At 69.7% G+C, this 16,176-nt stretch carries 7 protein-coding genes; 1 reads left to right on the top strand and 6 read right to left on the bottom strand.

Annotated features, from left to right (window positions below; genetic code table 11):
* Positions 1-9 precede the first annotated feature (9 nt).
* On the bottom strand, positions 10-612 hold the full coding sequence (locus MYSTI_RS09310) for a c-type cytochrome (RefSeq protein ID WP_015347480.1): 603 nt from the start codon (positions 610-612) through the stop codon (positions 10-12).
* Positions 613-1,082: 470 nt separating this feature from the next.
* On the opposite strand from MYSTI_RS09310, the gene MYSTI_RS09315 reads away from it, so the two are divergent.
* Positions 1,083-1,991, top strand: a complete 909-nt coding sequence (locus MYSTI_RS09315; protein WP_015347481.1) for an acyl-CoA desaturase — start codon at positions 1,083-1,085, stop codon at positions 1,989-1,991.
* 59 nt (positions 1,992-2,050) lie between these two features.
* On the opposite strand, the gene MYSTI_RS09320 is transcribed toward MYSTI_RS09315, so the two are convergent.
* From MYSTI_RS09320 to MYSTI_RS09340, 5 genes are read right to left on the bottom strand one after another with little or no spacing between them, the layout of a single operon-like run.
* Positions 2,051-2,929, bottom strand: a complete 879-nt coding sequence (locus tag MYSTI_RS09320; RefSeq protein ID WP_015347482.1) for an alpha/beta hydrolase family protein — start codon at positions 2,927-2,929, stop codon at positions 2,051-2,053.
* Between the two features lie 19 nt (positions 2,930-2,948).
* Positions 2,949-3,911 (bottom strand): fatty acid desaturase family protein, encoded by a 963-nt coding sequence (locus tag MYSTI_RS09325; RefSeq protein ID WP_044279412.1) that lies wholly within the window; start codon positions 3,909-3,911, stop codon positions 2,949-2,951.
* 4 nt (positions 3,912-3,915) lie between these two features.
* Positions 3,916-8,568: an SDR family NAD(P)-dependent oxidoreductase gene (locus MYSTI_RS09330; RefSeq protein WP_015347484.1), complete on the bottom strand. Its 4,653-nt coding sequence runs from the start codon at positions 8,566-8,568 to the stop codon at positions 3,916-3,918.
* Positions 8,565-14,012 (bottom strand): SDR family NAD(P)-dependent oxidoreductase, encoded by a 5,448-nt coding sequence (locus MYSTI_RS09335; RefSeq protein WP_015347485.1) that lies wholly within the window; start codon positions 14,010-14,012, stop codon positions 8,565-8,567. The genes MYSTI_RS09330 and MYSTI_RS09335 overlap by 4 nt, the downstream gene beginning before the upstream one ends.
* Positions 14,009-15,778, bottom strand: a complete 1,770-nt coding sequence (locus tag MYSTI_RS09340; protein ID WP_015347486.1) for a fatty acyl-AMP ligase — start codon at positions 15,776-15,778, stop codon at positions 14,009-14,011. Before MYSTI_RS09340 ends, MYSTI_RS09335 begins: the two co-directional genes overlap by 4 nt.
* Between the last annotated feature and the right edge of the window lie 398 nt (positions 15,779-16,176).

The following is a 16,176-nucleotide window of genomic DNA, read 5'->3' on the forward strand; positions in this document are numbered from 1 at the left end:
GGGAAGTGACTACGGTCCTTCGAGGAAGGCGTCCTCGGCGCGTTGTTCTTGAAGCGCGTGCTGCGAGAGAGGGAGTCCTGCCTTGATTTCATCGAGCGCCTCCGGGCTGAGCCCGGGCAGCGTGCGGATGAGTGAGACGAGGGCCCAGCTGTCGCGGTTGCGCGTGCCGTCATGGAGCTGTCCCCACGCGGGCATGCCCGTCAGCCGGATGCCGTTCTGGATGACCCAATACAGCTCGCCATCACTCAGTGACTGCGTCGCGGCGGCGCGCATGTCGGGCGCGGGGGGATAGAGCCCTTGTCCGATGGGCGTCTGCCCGCTGCCGTCCGCCGCGTGGCAGACGGCGCAGTGGTCCGCCCAGTGGGCTCTTGCTTCGGACAGCAGCTTGGGAGGGAGCGGCTCCAGGGGATTCTTCTGCTCCCGCGCCCCGGAGGGCATGCTGAAAGCACGCGCCGCGCGAGCCACGCGGGCCTCGAGCGCGGAGGGGGCCTCCAGGGCGGAGAACCCGCGATTCAACAGGTTCAGTCCGTACAGCCCCCCTCCCACGGCGAGGATGAGCGTCAGCGCGCCCACCACGGCCAGTCCTCCCACCACATCACGGCGCAAGCTCACGACGACGTCTCCTCCAGAGTCCGTTGAGTCGGCTCCGAGCGCTGGTGTTCACCGGGGTTCACGCAGCAGCCCATCGCCTCTTACAGCTCGGGCGGCGACACCTGGCCCGAGGCTGCCTGAATGCCTTCACGGAGAACCTCCGCGCATGGGCAGGAAGCAACCGCGAGGCCACGCACGGGAACGCGCAAGCCCGCGGAACCAGGGAGGTGTGTCGCGCGGAACCGTGATGGGCGCCGTTACAGTCGGGAGGAGTGGGTTACACCTGGAGCAGGCGGCAGGCACCGCTCAGGCGGCCAGCATCCAGGAACGAAGGGCGTGAGACGTCATCGCGCGGTGAACGCACGTTGCCGGAGCTTCCCGGTGTGGAGCGGCGAGGCTCCGACGCGAAATTCATCGAGGGGGTGTGTTGATGTTTGTTATTCTTTGCGGCCCTCTCAGCTCATCGTGAGGAGCTCATTCCTGGAGCGTGTATGTCCAAATATGGCGTGCAGAAGGCCGAGCCGATGTGGGTGATTCGGGTTCGCCTCATTCTCTTACATCTCGGCGCTCTCGCCGTGTTCTTCGTTCCCTTCCAGTGGGAGCTCGTCGCGCTGGCGGCCGTCAGCTACTTCCCTCGCATCCTCGGGGTGGAGGCGGGCTATCACCGCTATTTCTCACATCGGTCCTACAAGACGAGCCGGGTGTTTCAGTTCTTGATGGCGGTGCTGGGCTCCTCGTCCGGGCAGCGGGGCGTGTTGTGGTGGGCCGCGCACCACCGGGCACATCATCGGCACACGGACACGGAAGAGGATGTGCACTCCCCGGTGCATGGCTTCTGGAAGTCGCACCTGGGCTGGCTGCTCGAGGAGAAGAACGCGGACACCCACCTGGACCATGTGGCTGACTTCGCGTGCTTCCCGGAGCTGCGGCTCATCAACAAGTATTACTACGTGCCCGCGCTCCTGTTGCTCGTGGGGCTGGGGGTGGCGGGAGCCCAGGGATGGCTGGGGCCCGATATCAATGCCTGGCAGGCCGTGGCCTGGGGGTTCTTCCTGCCCACCGTGCTGGCGCTCCACTCCATCCTGGCGGTGAACTCCCTGGCACATGGCAACGGGCGCTGGGCCAGCTACCGGCGCTTCGCCACGCGAGACTTGTCGTTGAACAGCATCTGGCTGGCGCTGCCCAGCGTGGGCGCCGGGTGGCACAACAATCATCATCGCTTCAGCGCCAGCTCGCGCGCGGGGTTCACCTGGTACGAAGTGGACCTGAGCTATCTGTGGCTGAAATCACTCGCCGCCTTGCGGCTGGTCTGGGAGCTGCGCCCCGTCCCCGCGGAGATCATGCGTCAGGGAGGACTGCTGGACGAAGAGAAGCCCAAGGTCGACCAGACGATGGGCTGAGGCTTCGGAGCACCCGGGCCCCCGCCTCGTGTGGGAGGCGGGGCCCGGTGAGAGGGCTGCTACGCGGAGGCGACCGCGCCTCGCGGCGCGCCCAGGCCCTGGACCCACTGCTCCACCTGCTCGAGGACAGGCTCGGGCTTGCGCACCCAGCGGAAGTGATGGAACGCCTTCATCCCGTGGTCGCGGGCTTGCAGTTCCACCTGGGTCACCCTCGCCTGCGGCAGCTTGCCCGCGAGGAAGTCCGCGCACGTCCTGGGCACCAGCGGGTCTCCGGACAGGGAGACAATCAGCACGGGCACCTGGAGCCGGGTCAGGGCCGCGTCGTAGTCCGCCGTGTCCCCGACGACCTTGTAGCGGCCCGTGAGGGCCTCATGGGTCCAGTCGAGAATCATGTTCAGCGGCTGCCGGCCGCCAAAGCCCACCTTGTGGCCCGGGAAGTAGCCCAGCGTCTGGTCGATGGCGCGCACCAGGCGGATGCCCATGTGGCGCTTGAACTTCATCCCGGAGGGCATGGAGCCGTGGTAGTTGGAGCCGCCCGCCAGGACGATGACACCATCCACCTGGCCGGGGTTCTGACTGGCGTGGAGCAGCGCGAACTGGCCGCCCAGGCTGTGCCCGGCCACGATGAAGGGCTTGCCCGCCGCCTGCGCCTTGATTCGGGGCAGCAGGGTGGCGAGGTCGACGTTGAGGACTTCCTTGTAGCCGAAGTTCTGCCGCTTCACGTCCTGGACGGAGCTCTGCTTCATCCCTCGCAGCTCCACCGTCGCCACGCGATAGCCCAGCTTTGCCCAGGACTCGGCGAGGCCCCGGTAGAACTCCACCCCCACGCCGAGCGCCGGCAGGAAGGCGATGACGCCCTTCTCGCCGGGGGTCTGCTCTCCAAACCACTCGATGACCGTCTGGGTCTGGTCTGGGAGCTGCTCCTGTTGGGTCTTCATGCGCGCGCCTTCTTCCACGTCAGTCCGCATTGCACGTCATTCCCTCCAGCATCTTCTGGCCTTTCCAGACACGGTAGAGCGGATAGGGCGCCGTGAGGTACTGCAACTTCTCCTCCTGGAAGATTTTGTAGAGCTTTTGGAGATTGTAGAAGGGGCAGCGCGGGTAGGAGTGGTGCTCCACGTGGTAGGTGATGTTCGCGCACAGCCAGCCCAGCATGGGGTTGGCCACGGTGATGCTGTTCTTGCTCATGTCCCGGCGGCGTGAGTCTCCGCGGGGATAGAGGGTGATGGGGGCGTGCTCGTAGCCTCGGGTGATGGGATTGATGATGAGCACCACCACGGCCAAGGGCAGCCAGAAGATGTAGAGCAGCTTCATGGCCAGGCCCATCTGGATGAGCACCACATGGATGGCGGCCCAGATGGCCAGGTTGATGACCTGCTCCGTCACCACGGTGGCGCGCACCCGCAGGCCATAGCGCGTGAGGGCGATGGTCGTGTACCACTGGTAGTAGCGCCACAGCCGCAACCAGATGTCCTTCAGCTCCGCGGCGAAGTAGTACTCGTCCGGGTCCCGCTCCGGGTCCGCGATGTGGGAGTGGTGCCGCATGTGTGTCTCGCGGTTCACCGTGAAGGTCATGGTGAAGGTGGTGGCGTACAGCCGCCCCATCAGCCGGTTGAAGAAGTCGTTGCGGAACCCCGTGCCGTGCATGCAGTCGTGGTGCAGCACGAACAGCGTGTAGAGACAGTGGCCCAGGAGCACCGACAGGGCGACGTTCGCCCAGACGTTGTCCAGCGCGAACTGCCCATACATGGCGGCGGCGTAGGTCAGGATGAAGGGGCTGGCGAAGAGCAGGTGCTTGACGCCATTGGGGCGGCACAGCGCCTTGATGTCCGCGTCCCGCTGCGGACAGAGCAGCCACTTCTGGGGCTCGGGGCGCTTCTTGGCGACGGATGCGTCCTTCGCATCCTGTACGACGTCCATGGTTTCAACGACGGTTTCCTTCAGCATGGGTCCTCCCATTGGCTTGCGCGGTCGCTGCCCGGCTGTTGAGGATGAGCTGCGAGTCGAGGATGCGCTGCGCGTCAATCAGCTCGGTGCGTCCGAGGGTGTAGGTGAGCCACTCGTCGATATCCGCCGTGAGTCGCTCCGCGGTGTCCTCGCCGAGCACTCGCTTCATGTAGAGGGCGGTGTCCAACTGCTGCAGCGTCTGGGGCAGCTCCAGCGCGCTGGTGAAGGGGTCTTCCACCACGTGGGTGATGAGTCCCAATTGCTGCGCCTCCTGGGCGGTGAGCAGCTCTCCGCTCAGCACCAGTCGCTTGGTGACCGTCATGCCCGCCAGTCCCTTGAGATAGGAGAGGCCACCCATGCCGGGGATGAGCCCGGACTTGATTTCAGGCAGGCCCACCTTCACGCCCTGGCGCACCAACTGGAGGTCCGTGGCGAACAGGGTCTCCAGGCCGCCGCCTTGCGCGGTGCCGTTGACCACCGCCACCACCAGCGCGTCCATCGTCGCCAGCAGGCGCAGCATCGTCCGGGCCTTGTCGGCGAAGCCCCTCAACGCTTCCTTCTCCCCCATCGCCAACCGGCGGAGGATTTCGTTGCGGTCTCCGCCAATGGAGAAGTACTCGCCGAAGTGCGCCAGGTAGACGATGCGCTTGTGAATCACCTCCGGCGCCAGCTCGCTCAGCCGTTGGAAGGTGGTGCACAGGTCGCCCAGCAGCTCGTCGGTGAGGACGTTGGCGGGCGGGTTGTCGAAGAAGAGCCAGAGGTTGTCGCGCGTGTCCTGGTAGAGCGCGAGCTGGCGTGAGCGCGGCAGGGCCCCGCCCGCCGTGGTGTGGAGGTCCAGCGGGCGCAGGTGTCCTTCCAGGGCGCGTGGGAGCTGGCGCCGGTGGGCCTCCTCCTGCCTCGCCGGACGGCGCGCGGAGGCCACCTTCACCTCGCCGTCGCTCCACGCCACGAAGACCTGCTGGCTTCCCAGGGAGGGCAGCGTCGGGTCCGCGGGGATGAGGGGCGAGGCCACCTCGAAGCCCTCGTCCTTCATGAGCGCTGTCCACCCCGCGCTGGAGACCAGCGGCGAGTCCGGGAGCCGCTCATGCGCATCCACCGCGCCCCACCAGCCCGGGAGCAGACCGAAGGTGCAGGTCGAGAACTCCTGCACGTCGACGCTCTCGTTGAGCACCAGCGCGCCTCCGGGCCGCAGCAGCTTCTTCACGTGCCGCAGGGTGGTGTGCAAGTCGCGCGTGGCGTGGAGGACGTTGGTGGCCACCACCACGTCGAACTCCTCGTCCAGGCCCTGGGCCTGGGGCGCCGTGTTGACGTCCAGCAGGCTGAAGCGCAGCGACGGATGCTGGGGCCCCAGCCGGCTCTTGGCCTCGGCCAGGAGCTTGTCCCAGACGTCCGTGTAGCGGTACTCGCACGGCATGCCCGCGCCCGCGAGCGCTCGGAGAATCTCCACCGTGGTGGAGCCCGTCCCCGCGCCCACCTCGAGGATGCGCAAGGGGCGCTCGCCTCGCGACGCCGCGAGTCCCAGCACGGCCTTGGACACCGCCTGGTTGTAGAAGCGCGACAGCTCGCTCTCGCCGTACACGGAGCGCACCAGCTCCACGCTGCCCCCGGGGAAGACCACGTGGGCCGCGGGCCGCTTGCCGGCGAGGATGAGCGGGTAGGCATCGAGGCACGCCTGCAACAGCGGCAGCATGTGCCGCAGGGGCGGGTGCGCCTGGGCCAGCGCGGTGGCGGCTTCGTTGAAGGGCTGTGCGCCCAGCCCCTCGGCCTCCGCCAGGCCGGGCAGCTTCAGCAGGGCCTGCGCCAGCCGCGCGTGTTCGCGTGCGAGGCTTCCCGCGCGGACCGCTTCGTCCACCAGGAGGGCCCGGTCTCCCAGCAGCCCCAGCTCGCGCAGCACCTGCGCGACGCGGCGGCGGGCCAGGGGCAGCAGCGCGTCCATGGCCTGCTGCATCTGGGCGAACGCGGGACGGAACTCGGCGGTGACCTCGGTGGTGAGGGCTCGCGGAGGGGGCTCCACCGCGCTCGGCTGGGCGCTCCGGCCCAGCTCCCACTCCCAGCTCGCGCCCAGCTCCTCCAGCACCGTGTCCTCGGCGGCGAGGATGGCGGCCTGGTCCCAGCCGGCCGCGAGCACCTGCTCCAGCGTGGCGAAGGCCTCCGCCGCGCGCAGGCCGTGGATGCCCTGGCGCGCGAGGAGCGTGCGGTAGATGTCGTTGGCCACCGCGCCCACTTCGCTCCAGTAGCCCCAGTTGATGACCACCACGCGGTGGCTCCGCCGGGCCCTCAACGCGGAGGCGTAGCCGTCCAGGAAGGTGCTGGCGGTGGCGTAGTTGCCCTGCGAGACGTTGCCGACGAAGGACTGGATGGACGAGAAGAACAGCAGGAAGTCCAGCTCGAGCCCCTCGGTGGCGCGCGCCAGCGCCTGGGTGCCGGCCACCTTGGGCGCCAGCACTCGCGCGAAGGCCGCCTCGTCGAGGTCCACCAAGCGCTTGTCCTCGAGCACCATGGCCGAGTGCACCACGCCATGCAGCGCGCCCCACCGCGCGCGCACCTGCTGGAGCGCCTCCGCCATGGCGGACGCGTCCTCCACGGCGGCCTGCACGTAGAGGACCTGCTCGCCGTACACGCCCTCCTCGGAGAGCTGGCGGCGCAAGTCATCCGTGAGCGCGCGACGCCCCGATACGGCGACGCGCGCGTTGTAGGTGCGCCGCAGGTGGCGCAGGAACTCCATGCCCACGCCGCCCGCTCCGCCGACGATGAAGTACACCCCGTCCTGGCGCAGGGGCACCGGCGCGGACGCGGTGGGCCGCGTGCTCAACAGGCGCCGCTCGTACAGCCTCCCCGCGCGCAGCGCGCGCAGCTCCCTCGGCCGTGAGCCCACCTGATCCACGCACTGGAGCTCTCCGCGCTCCAGGTCCTCGCGCTCCACGTCCACCTGGGACACGCGCACCGCCGGGTACTCGCGCGAGAGGGACTGGAGCAGTCCCCACAGGCCGTGGCTCGCCTCCTCGGCGGGGGCCTCCCGGTGGATGGAGAAGCCACGGACGCTCAGGGCCTTGAGCACCAGCGGCGACTGGAGTCGGCCACTCGCCACCAGCGCGCGGACCAGGGCAATCGCCGCGGCGTGTCCCAACCCCACCAGCCAGACCTCATCACAGCGCAGCCCCTGCTCGAGCGCGGCGATGAAGCTCGCCACGGCCTGCGTGCCTCCCTCGGAGGCCGCGTTGAAGCAGAGGCGGGTGCCCAGGTGCTCCGCCAGCTTCGCGGACAGGCCGCTGTCCTGGGTGTCACCCACCAGCGCAAGGGTCTGCCCCGCGCGCGCTCGCTCGCCCTCGTTCACGGGCAGCCAGCGGGGCACCCAGACCTGGGGCGTGGTCGCGGAGAGCTGCGCGGCGACGGGGGCTGCGGGCTCGGCGCGCTGAGGCGCGGGCGCCGTCTCACCCGTCCCGGCCAGGTGCGGGTACTTCTCACGCAGGTAGCCCGCGAGCGCCGTGGCGGTGGAGCGCTCGAAGAGCAGCGTGGGGTAGAGCTGGACCTTCAGCTCCTTCTCCATGGCCTCGGAGATCTCCAGCAGCGCCACGGAGTCCAGGCCCAGGTCGAAGAAGGACTTGTCCACGTCCGCGTCGGACCACTCCACCTGTCCATGGCGCGTCACCAGCGAGGCGATGAGCGACACGAGCGAGTCGCCCTGGGGCTCGGCGGGCGCGCTGGTGGGGGCCTCGGCGCGAGGCGCGGCGGGCACCAATTGGAGGACCGGCGAGGGGACCGCGCCCGCGCGGGCGAGCAGCCGCCGGATGCTCTCGAGCGAGCGCACGCGCTTGACGCCGAACTTGCCCACGCGCACCAGCGGCTGGCCATCCATGCCGTAGAGGGAGAAGGAGTGCGAGAGCACCTCCCGCCCGGCGATGTCGGCGTCGGGGCGCTCCACGAGCACGCGCACCTGACGGTGTCCCTTGAGCGAGCGGGCGCGGAACTCATCGATGGCGAAGGGGATGAAGAGCGCGGCCTCGTCGAGCCGCTCGCGCAGGTGGAACAGCGGGACGATGGTGGAGCAGTCGAGGAAGACGGGGTGCAGCATGAAGTCCGCGGCGCGCGCGGCGGCCCGCTCTCCCAGCGACACCGTGCCCACGAAGCCACCCGGGAGCAGCGGCGCCACCTCTCCCAGGCACTTCATGAAGCTCTCGTGGAAGATGCCGATGTGGCGCGTGACGGAGTAGCAGGCGTCCAGGTCGACGGGCTCACCCAGGAAGCGGTGCAGGTCCGACGGCAGCGGCGGCAGGTCCATGGGGCCCGCGTTCCGGTAGACGCACGTCATGTGGGACGTCACCTTGTCGGACAGGGGCTGGTCGCCCTTCCAGGGGACGCTGGTGACGGTGACGCGCCCGTGCTCTCCTTGGTGCTCCACCGTCACGGTGAGCTTGCGGTCCATCTCCGCGTTGGTGACCACCGGCTCGTGGAAGAGGATGTCGCGCAGGACCAGCGCGTCGGTGTCGATGCGCGCCGCCGCCAGCACCTTGTAGGTGGCGTCGAGCATGGACACCCCGGGGAGGATGTGGATGTCCTGCACCCGGTGCTCGGAGACCAAGGGGTCGGTGTCGCGCACCAACAGCTTGCTGCTGATTCGTACCGGCCTCATTGCATGCTCCTGTCGACCTGCTCGAACTCCTCGATGCTCACGCCCTCGAGCTCCAGCAGGCCGTCCCCGGTGGATGAGGGAATGGAGAGGGGAGGGGGCGTGGGCCGCGTGGGGTGCCAGGCGAAGACCCTGGCGTCGTCGGGGATGGGGCGGCGCGCCGCCTCCAGGTCCTGGGGTCGCGCGGCCTGCTCGGGGCGCTCACCCAGGATGAGGTGGACGTTCGTCTTGCCGAACCCGAACGAGCTGATGCCGGCGCGCCGCGGACCGGAGGACACCTCCCAGCTCTGGGCTTCGCGCTGCGGGCGGAAGGGCGTGCGGTCGAACTCGAAGCGCGGGTTGACCTGCTCGCAGTGCAGCGTGGGGACGAGCGTGCGGTGGTGCAGGCAGAGCGCCACCTTGATGAGGCTGGCCACGCCCGCGGCCGACAGCAGGTGCCCGAAGTTCGTCTTCACGCTGCCGATGGCGCATCGCTCCGGAGGCTCGTGCGCGAAGGCGCGGGCCAGGGCGCGAAGCTCGATGGGGTCGCCGATCATCGTCCCCGTGCCGTGCGCCTCCACGTAGGAGATGCTCCGAGGCGACAGGCCCGCGTTGCCCAGGGCGCGGCTGATGACGTCCACCTGGCCCTCCACTCCAGGCGTGGTGACGCCCAGGGTGCTGCCGTCGTTGTTCATCGCGCCGCCGTCCAGCACGGCGTAGATGGGGTCTCCATCCGCCAATGCCCGGTCCAGGGGCTTGAGCAGCACGCAGCCCACGCCCTCGCCAGGGACGAAGCCGTTGGCGCGTGCGTCGAACGTGCGGCATCTCCCGTCGGGAGACAGCGCGTGGGCCGCGCTCAGGAACTGGTACACCTTCTCCTCGAGCAGCACCTCCACGCCGCCCGCGATGGCGAGCTCCGAGTCGCCGCTGCGCAGGCTCTGACACGCCAGATGCACGGCCGCGAGCGAAGAGGAGCACGCCGAGTCCAGCACGAGGCTGGGCCCGCGCAGGTCCAGCAGGTGGGAGACATACGCGGAGATGAAGTTCTGCCCGATGCCGGAGACGCTGTGCTTGCCGGGGACGGCGATGCGCTCGGCGTAGCTGCCGGAGCGTGCTCCGGCGAAGACGCCCACGCGCTTGCCCTTGAGGCCCTCGCGCTCATAGGGCGAGTCCAGCACCGCCGCCAGGCTGCACTCGGTGAACAGGCGGATGAGCGGGTCGATGCTCGCGGCCTCCTCGGCGCTGACGCTGAAGAGGGTGGGGTCCAGCCACTCGATGCCTTGGATGAAGCCGCCCCACTGGCTGATGGACTTGCCCGGCTGATGCTGGGCTGAGTAGAGCGCGCGGGTGTCCCAGCGCGAGCTGGGGACCTGGCTCACGCAGTCCTTGCCCGAGACCAGGTTGCGCCAGAAGGTCTCCTTGTCCGGCGCCTCGGGGAAGTGACACGCCATGCCGATGATGGCGACCCGGAAGGGCCCGTCGCCCTTGCTCGTCGCGAGCGGGGCGGCGGCGAGGGGCGCGGCGGGCTCCGGTGCGGGAGGTGGCGGCGCGGCGAGGGCTTCCGCGGGGGCCAGCGTCGCGAGATAGCGCGTGACCTCCGCCAGCGTCCCCGCGCGGATGACGGCCTCGGGGTCCACCGTGCGGCCGAGCCACGTCTCGAGCTGGCTCACCAGCCCCATCATCACGATGGAGTCGATGCCCATCTCCTCGAAGGGGACATGGTCGTCCAGCTTGGACTCGTCCGTCTCCAGCTCCTTCGCCGCGATGGCGCGCAGCCGCGAGCGGATGGCGTCCAGCCCTGCTCGAGGTGCGGCCTCGCGAGGCGCGGGTGTGGCGACAGTCGAGGCCCGGCGCGGCTCGGGCGCGGGGGCGGCCTGGAGGACGGTGTCACCCTCCGCGAGGACGCAGACCGTGGGGCCCCACGTCTGTCCGGTGGCGAGGACATGGCGCAGCGCCGCCAGGCACAGGTCCACCGCGAGCGGCTGTCCACCGCCCTGGGACTCGTGCGCGCCGCGCGCCATGCCCAGCTCCTGCCAGCGTGTCCACTGGATGGAGTGGTAGTAGCGGCGCCCCAGCGCATGCTGGTGCTGGGCGAAGTGGTCCATGAAGCGGTTCGCGGCCGCGTAGTCCAGCACACCCGCGGCGACGCGTGACGCCACCGAGGACAGCGAAGAGAAGAGCACGAAGGCGCGCGGCGGTTGGCTCTCGAACAGGCGATGCAGCACGTGGAGCGCGTCGACCTTGGGAGACATCACCTCCGCCATGGACTCCGCCGTCTTCTGGAAGAAGGCGGGAGACTTGCGGTCCACGGCGCCGGCGCAGTGGAAGACATGGGTGATGGCGCCGTGGCGGGCGCGGAAGGCCGCCAGTGCCTGTCCGAGCGCGTGCTCGTCCTCCAGCGCGCCCCGGTACAGGACCACCGTCGTGCCCTGTCGCTCGAGCGCCTCGAGCACGGCGCGCTTGTCCGCGGACGGCTCACGGCGGCCGGTCAGCAGGAGCGCGCGGAAGCCTCGCTCCGCGAGGTCCTGGGCCACGCGCAGGCCGATGTCACCCAGGCCTCCGGTGATGAGCGCGACGTCGTTTTCGCCGCGCTCCGGGGTGGCCAGGTCCGTCGGGACGCTCGCGCGCTCCAGCTCGCGGGTGAGGCGCTGGCCGCCGAAGTAGGCCACCTCGCCTTCGCCGTCATGGTGCTCCAGCTCGTGCGCCAGCTGCGCCGCCAGCACCTCGGCGCTGAAGTCCTCGGCGGGAACGTCCACCGTCTTGCTGCGACAGCGCCGGTACTCCGCGGAGAAGTGCTTGAAGAAGCCGGCATCCTGCGCGCCCGCCAGGGACGAAGCGGAAGCCTTGTGCAACCCCGCGGAGCCGGCGTCCTGCGCGCCCGCCAGGGACGAAGCGGAGGCCCTCTGCAACCCGAGCGTCGCCTGCACCAGGCTCAGCGGCTCGCCTCGTCGCAGGGCCCCGCCCGTCACATGGCGCAGGAACTCCAGCTTGCGGAGCACTCGCCCGCTGTCCTGGTAGAGGTTCTCATCGAGCGGCGTGAGGTCCACCACCGCGCCCGGTGAGCCGATGCGCTGGAGCAGCTCCGTCGCGGCGGTCTGCGCGCTCGTCTGCGCCGACGGACACGGCGTGATCTTGACGGTGCACAGGGGCAACAGGCGCGCGAGCATGCTCGCGGTGCTCCGGCCTCGCTCCCCGTCGACCAGGGCCACGAGCGAGCCGCTCACGTTTCCCTGCGGTGCGGGCAGCGGCCTGGGCACCCAGCGCGGCGTGTAGAAGGCGACCGCCGGGGCACGGGGCGCGAGCGGCGCCGCCGTGGTCTCTCCCTGGGCACGTCGCACCCAGAAGCGCTCTCGCGCGAACGGATACCCAGGCAGGGCCACGAGCGCGGCGCCGTCGCGAGGGAGGACCTGGGCCCAGTCGATGCCGAGCCCCTGGGTCCAGAGCCGCGCGAGCTTGTGCAGCTCCCCGCGCGCCGCCATCTCACCCAGGTGCGCCTGGAGCGCCTGCTCGCTCGCGAACAGCTCCTGGATGCTCTGGGGCTCGCCCTGGGCCACGCCCGTGAGGACCTCCGGGCTGGTGCCACCCGCGTCGCGCGTGAGGCGGCCGAGCCGCTCCACCAGCTCCCCCACGGACCGGGCCACGAGGGCGGCCCGGTGCGCGAGGGCATGACGACCGTGGCGCAGGGTGAACGCGACGTCTTCCAGGAAGGACTGCTCCGTGCCCATGTCCGCGAAGGTCCTCTCGGACAGATGCCGTGCGAGCTGGAGGCCCTGCGCCTCGAGCGCCTCCGAGGTGCGCGCCGAGAGCAGGAACAGCCGAGGCCGCGCCGTCGCCGTCCGCACGGGCAGGGCGGGGGCCTCCTCGAGCACCACGTGGGCGTTGACGCCGCCAAAGCCGAACGAGCTCACGCCCGCGCGGCGCGGGGACACCGGCGGCGTCACCTCGCCCCGTGAGCCGTCCCAAGGGAGGACGTGGGAGGGGATGCGGAAGCGGGCGTCGCTCAAGTCGACATGGCGGTTGAGCTGGGTGAGGTAGGGGCTGCCGGGGATGGCTTGATGCGCCAGCGCGGCCACCACCTTGAGCAGGCCCGCGAGCCCCGCGGCCGCCTCCAGGTGGCCCACCTGGGCCTTCACGCTCCCGATGTAGAAGTGGGGCGCCGCGTCCGGCGCGGCCTGGGGACGGGCGAAGGCCTTCTTCAGGCCGCGCACCTCGACGGGGTCTCCCAGGGCGGTGCCGGTGCCATGCGCCTCCACGTAGCCGATGCTGGAGGCGTCCACCCGGGCGTCCTTCAGGGCCGCGCCGATGACCTCCGCCTGTGCATCCGGGTTGGGCGCGGTGAGCGAGTGCGTCCGCCCGCTGTGCCGCACGGCGCCGCCCTTGATGATGGCCAGGATGCGGTCCGAGTCCCGGAGCGCGGCGCTGGCGCGCTTGAGCACCACGCACGCGACGCCCTCGCCCCGGACATAACCCGCCGCCGAGTCGTCGAACGGCCGGCAGAGGCCCTGCGGGCTGAGCATCCCCGCGTCGGCGAACACCTGGAAGGGGGTGCGCGACGCGAGCACGTTGACCCCGCCCACGAGCGCCAGGTCACACTCCTGGCTCCGCAGGGCCTGCACGCCACGGTGCAGGGCCACGAGCGAGCTGGAGCAGGCCGTGTCGACGGAGTCGCTGGCGCCCTTGAGGTTGAAGTACTGGGAGATGCGGTTGGCCAGGATGGCGTGGCTGATGCCCGTCCCGATGTGCGTGGTGCGCGCCGCCTGCGTCTGGAGCAGCAGCTCGTAGTAGTCGAAGCTGGAGGCGCCCACGTAGACGGCGGTGTTCGTGCCGGAGAGCCGCTCGGGCCCATAGCCTCCATCCTCGAAGGTATGCCAGGCGCACTCCATCAGCAGGCGCTGCTGCGGGTCCATCGCGAGCGCCTCGCGAGGAGAGATGCCGAAGAAGGCGGCATCGAAGGCGTCCACGTCCTCGGCGAAGCCTCCGCGCAGGTAGCCCGGCATGGGGCTCGGCGCCTCGGGCACCGCGACGCGCTCCAGGGGGAACTCCCGCAGCATGGAGTCACCCCGGGACACCAGCGACCAGAGCTCCTCCAGGTTCTTCGCTCCAGGCACCCTCAGCCCGACGCCGACAATCGCCACATCGTGCTCATCCACGGACGGCTCGGGCGGGGTCTCGCGCACGGGCTCGGCCGCGGGCAGGGGACTTGCCTCCGCGCCGCTCGGAGCGGCGGCGGAGGGCATGAGCGAGGCGAGGTGCGCGGCGGTCTCTCGCAGCGAGTTGAACTCGTAGAGCGTCTCGACCGACAGCGGGACACCCAGCGTCTCGCGGATGAACCTGGCGAGGTCGACATAGCCGACGGAGTCCAGGCCCAGCTCGCTCAGGGAGCGCGCGAGGTCGATGTTCTCGGCGGGCTCCTGGAGGATGCGGGCGAGGTGGCGCTGCAACACCCCTTCGACCTCCCGGGTGCTCATGCGACCTCCTTGCCTCGGCCGGGAGGCGCGCCCGCGGCGGCGCTCCCGGTCGCCGCGTCACCCACGAGCTCCGCGCGGTCGAACTTCTTGGCCAGGTACAGGTCCCGGCAGTGGCTGCGCCGCACCTTGCCGCTGGTCGTCTTGGGCAAGGTGGAGGGCTTGATGAGGACGAGCTCCGCCAGCCGCAGGCCGTGCATGTCCGCCACGGCCTTGCGCGCCTGGGTGAGGAGGGCCTCCTGGGTCGCCGCGGTGAGCAGGGGCAGGGCGTTGCGGTGGACCTCGCAGACGACGACGAGCCGGGGCTCCTCGCCCTCCGCGCCGTCCACGGTGAACGCCGCCGCGCCGCCCACCCGCAGCGCCTCGTGGCTGTAGTAGACGGTGTTCTCGATGTCGTCCGGGTAGTGGTTGCGGCCCCGGATGATGAGCAGGTCCTTGAGCCGCCCGGTGATGAACAGCTCTCCGTCCTGCCAGCAGCCCAGGTCTCCGGTGCGCAGGAAGGGCCCGTCGCCCTCCGCCGTGCGCGCCTGGAACGTCGCCTCCGTGAGCTCCGCCCGTCCCCAGTAGCCGGAGGCCACCGAGTCGCCTCGAATCCACAGCTCGCCGATGCGACCCTCGGGGAGCACCGCCCGCGACTCCGGCTCCACCACGCGGACCTCCATCCCGCCGTAGGTCGTCCCGCAGCCCACCAGCACCGTGGCCGAGTCCTCCTTGCGGACCAGCGCATGTCGGGCCAGGGACTCCGTGTCCACGGCGACCTGCACCGTCTTGGCCGTGTGCAGCCCTCCGCTCACGAAGAGGGTGGACTCCGCCATGCCGTAGCAGGGGTAGAAGGCCTCCTCGCGCATGCCCACGGACGCGAACTTGCGGACGAACGCGTTGATGACGCGCGCCTTCACCGGCTCCGCGCCGTTGTAGGCCACCTTCCACGAGGACAGGTCCAGGCCCTTCATCTCCTCGGCGCTCACGCGGTTGACGCACAGCTCATACGCGAAGCTGGGCGCCCCGCTGGTCGTGGCCCGCCAGTCGGAGATGGCGCGCAGCCACGTCCCCGGCGAGGACAGGAAGGTCGTGGGCGCGAAGAGCACGGCCTTGATGCCCAGGAACAGCGGCTGGAACACGTTACCGATGAGCCCCATGTCGTGGTACAGCGGCAGCCACCCCACGAAGATGGTGCTCGAGTCATGGCCGAACGCCTGCTGGACGGTCTGCTCGTTGTGGATGAGGTTTCCGTGGGTGACCATCACCCCCTTGGGAGTGCCCGTCGACCCTGACGTGTACTGGAGGAAGGCCAGGCTCGACGGCTCCAGCACCTGACGCTGGAAGTCCTTCGCCTCGGCATCCTCGACCGTGTCCGTGCACAGCCACGTCATCCCCGGCGTCATGGACGCGGCCTGGGGGATGATTCGCTCGATTTGAGCCTGGACCACGGAGCTCGTGAGCAGGACGCTGCTCTGGGAGTCCCCCAGGATGCCCGCCAGCCGCTTCAACTCCGTGGCGTTGCGCAGCGGCACGACGGGCACCGCGATGACCTGCGCCGCGAAGCAGGCCAGGATGGCTTCGATGAAGTCGAGGCTGGGTTGATAGAGGAGAATGGCTCGCTCTCCCCGCGCGCCCGCCGCCTGGAGCCTGGCTGCAATGGCTCGCACCCGGCTCGACAGCTGCGAGAACGTCAGCGTCCGCTGTCCCCCCTCCCCATCCAGGAAGACATATGCAACCGCGTCCGGCCGAATCGCCGCATGCTGTTCAAGGGCATCAAACAAAGACATGGCTCCCCCCTGCCGGGTACAAGGCCCCAGCCGTTCTGGACTTAGAGTCTGTAAATTTGTAAATTACGTTGATACAGATGATGCTGTAACTGTGTTGCGGCGCGTCGCGAGCACGCGAAGGGCGTGGCGCGGTGCGCTGTCGACGCGGCATTTGAGAGGTGGGGTGGACCTCACCAGGGAGGTCCTTGAGACCCGGGACTCAAGCGTTGCAGCGTTCGAGCAGTGGTGACGTGAGCGTAGGTGGATGCTGCTTGGGTTCCCTAACTGCGGATACTGCGTTTAGTGTGTAAAGGCTAAACGCGCTTCGCGCCGTGCGTCAAGGCGATGTCCAGAATTGAATTATCGCAGGGGGCTGACATACGGGGAAGCCGCATGAAGGTGGAACACCTCCATGTGGT

It is taken from the genome of Myxococcus stipitatus DSM 14675 (assembly GCF_000331735.1).
In the GTDB taxonomy this organism is placed as follows: domain Bacteria; phylum Myxococcota; class Myxococcia; order Myxococcales; family Myxococcaceae; genus Myxococcus; species Myxococcus stipitatus.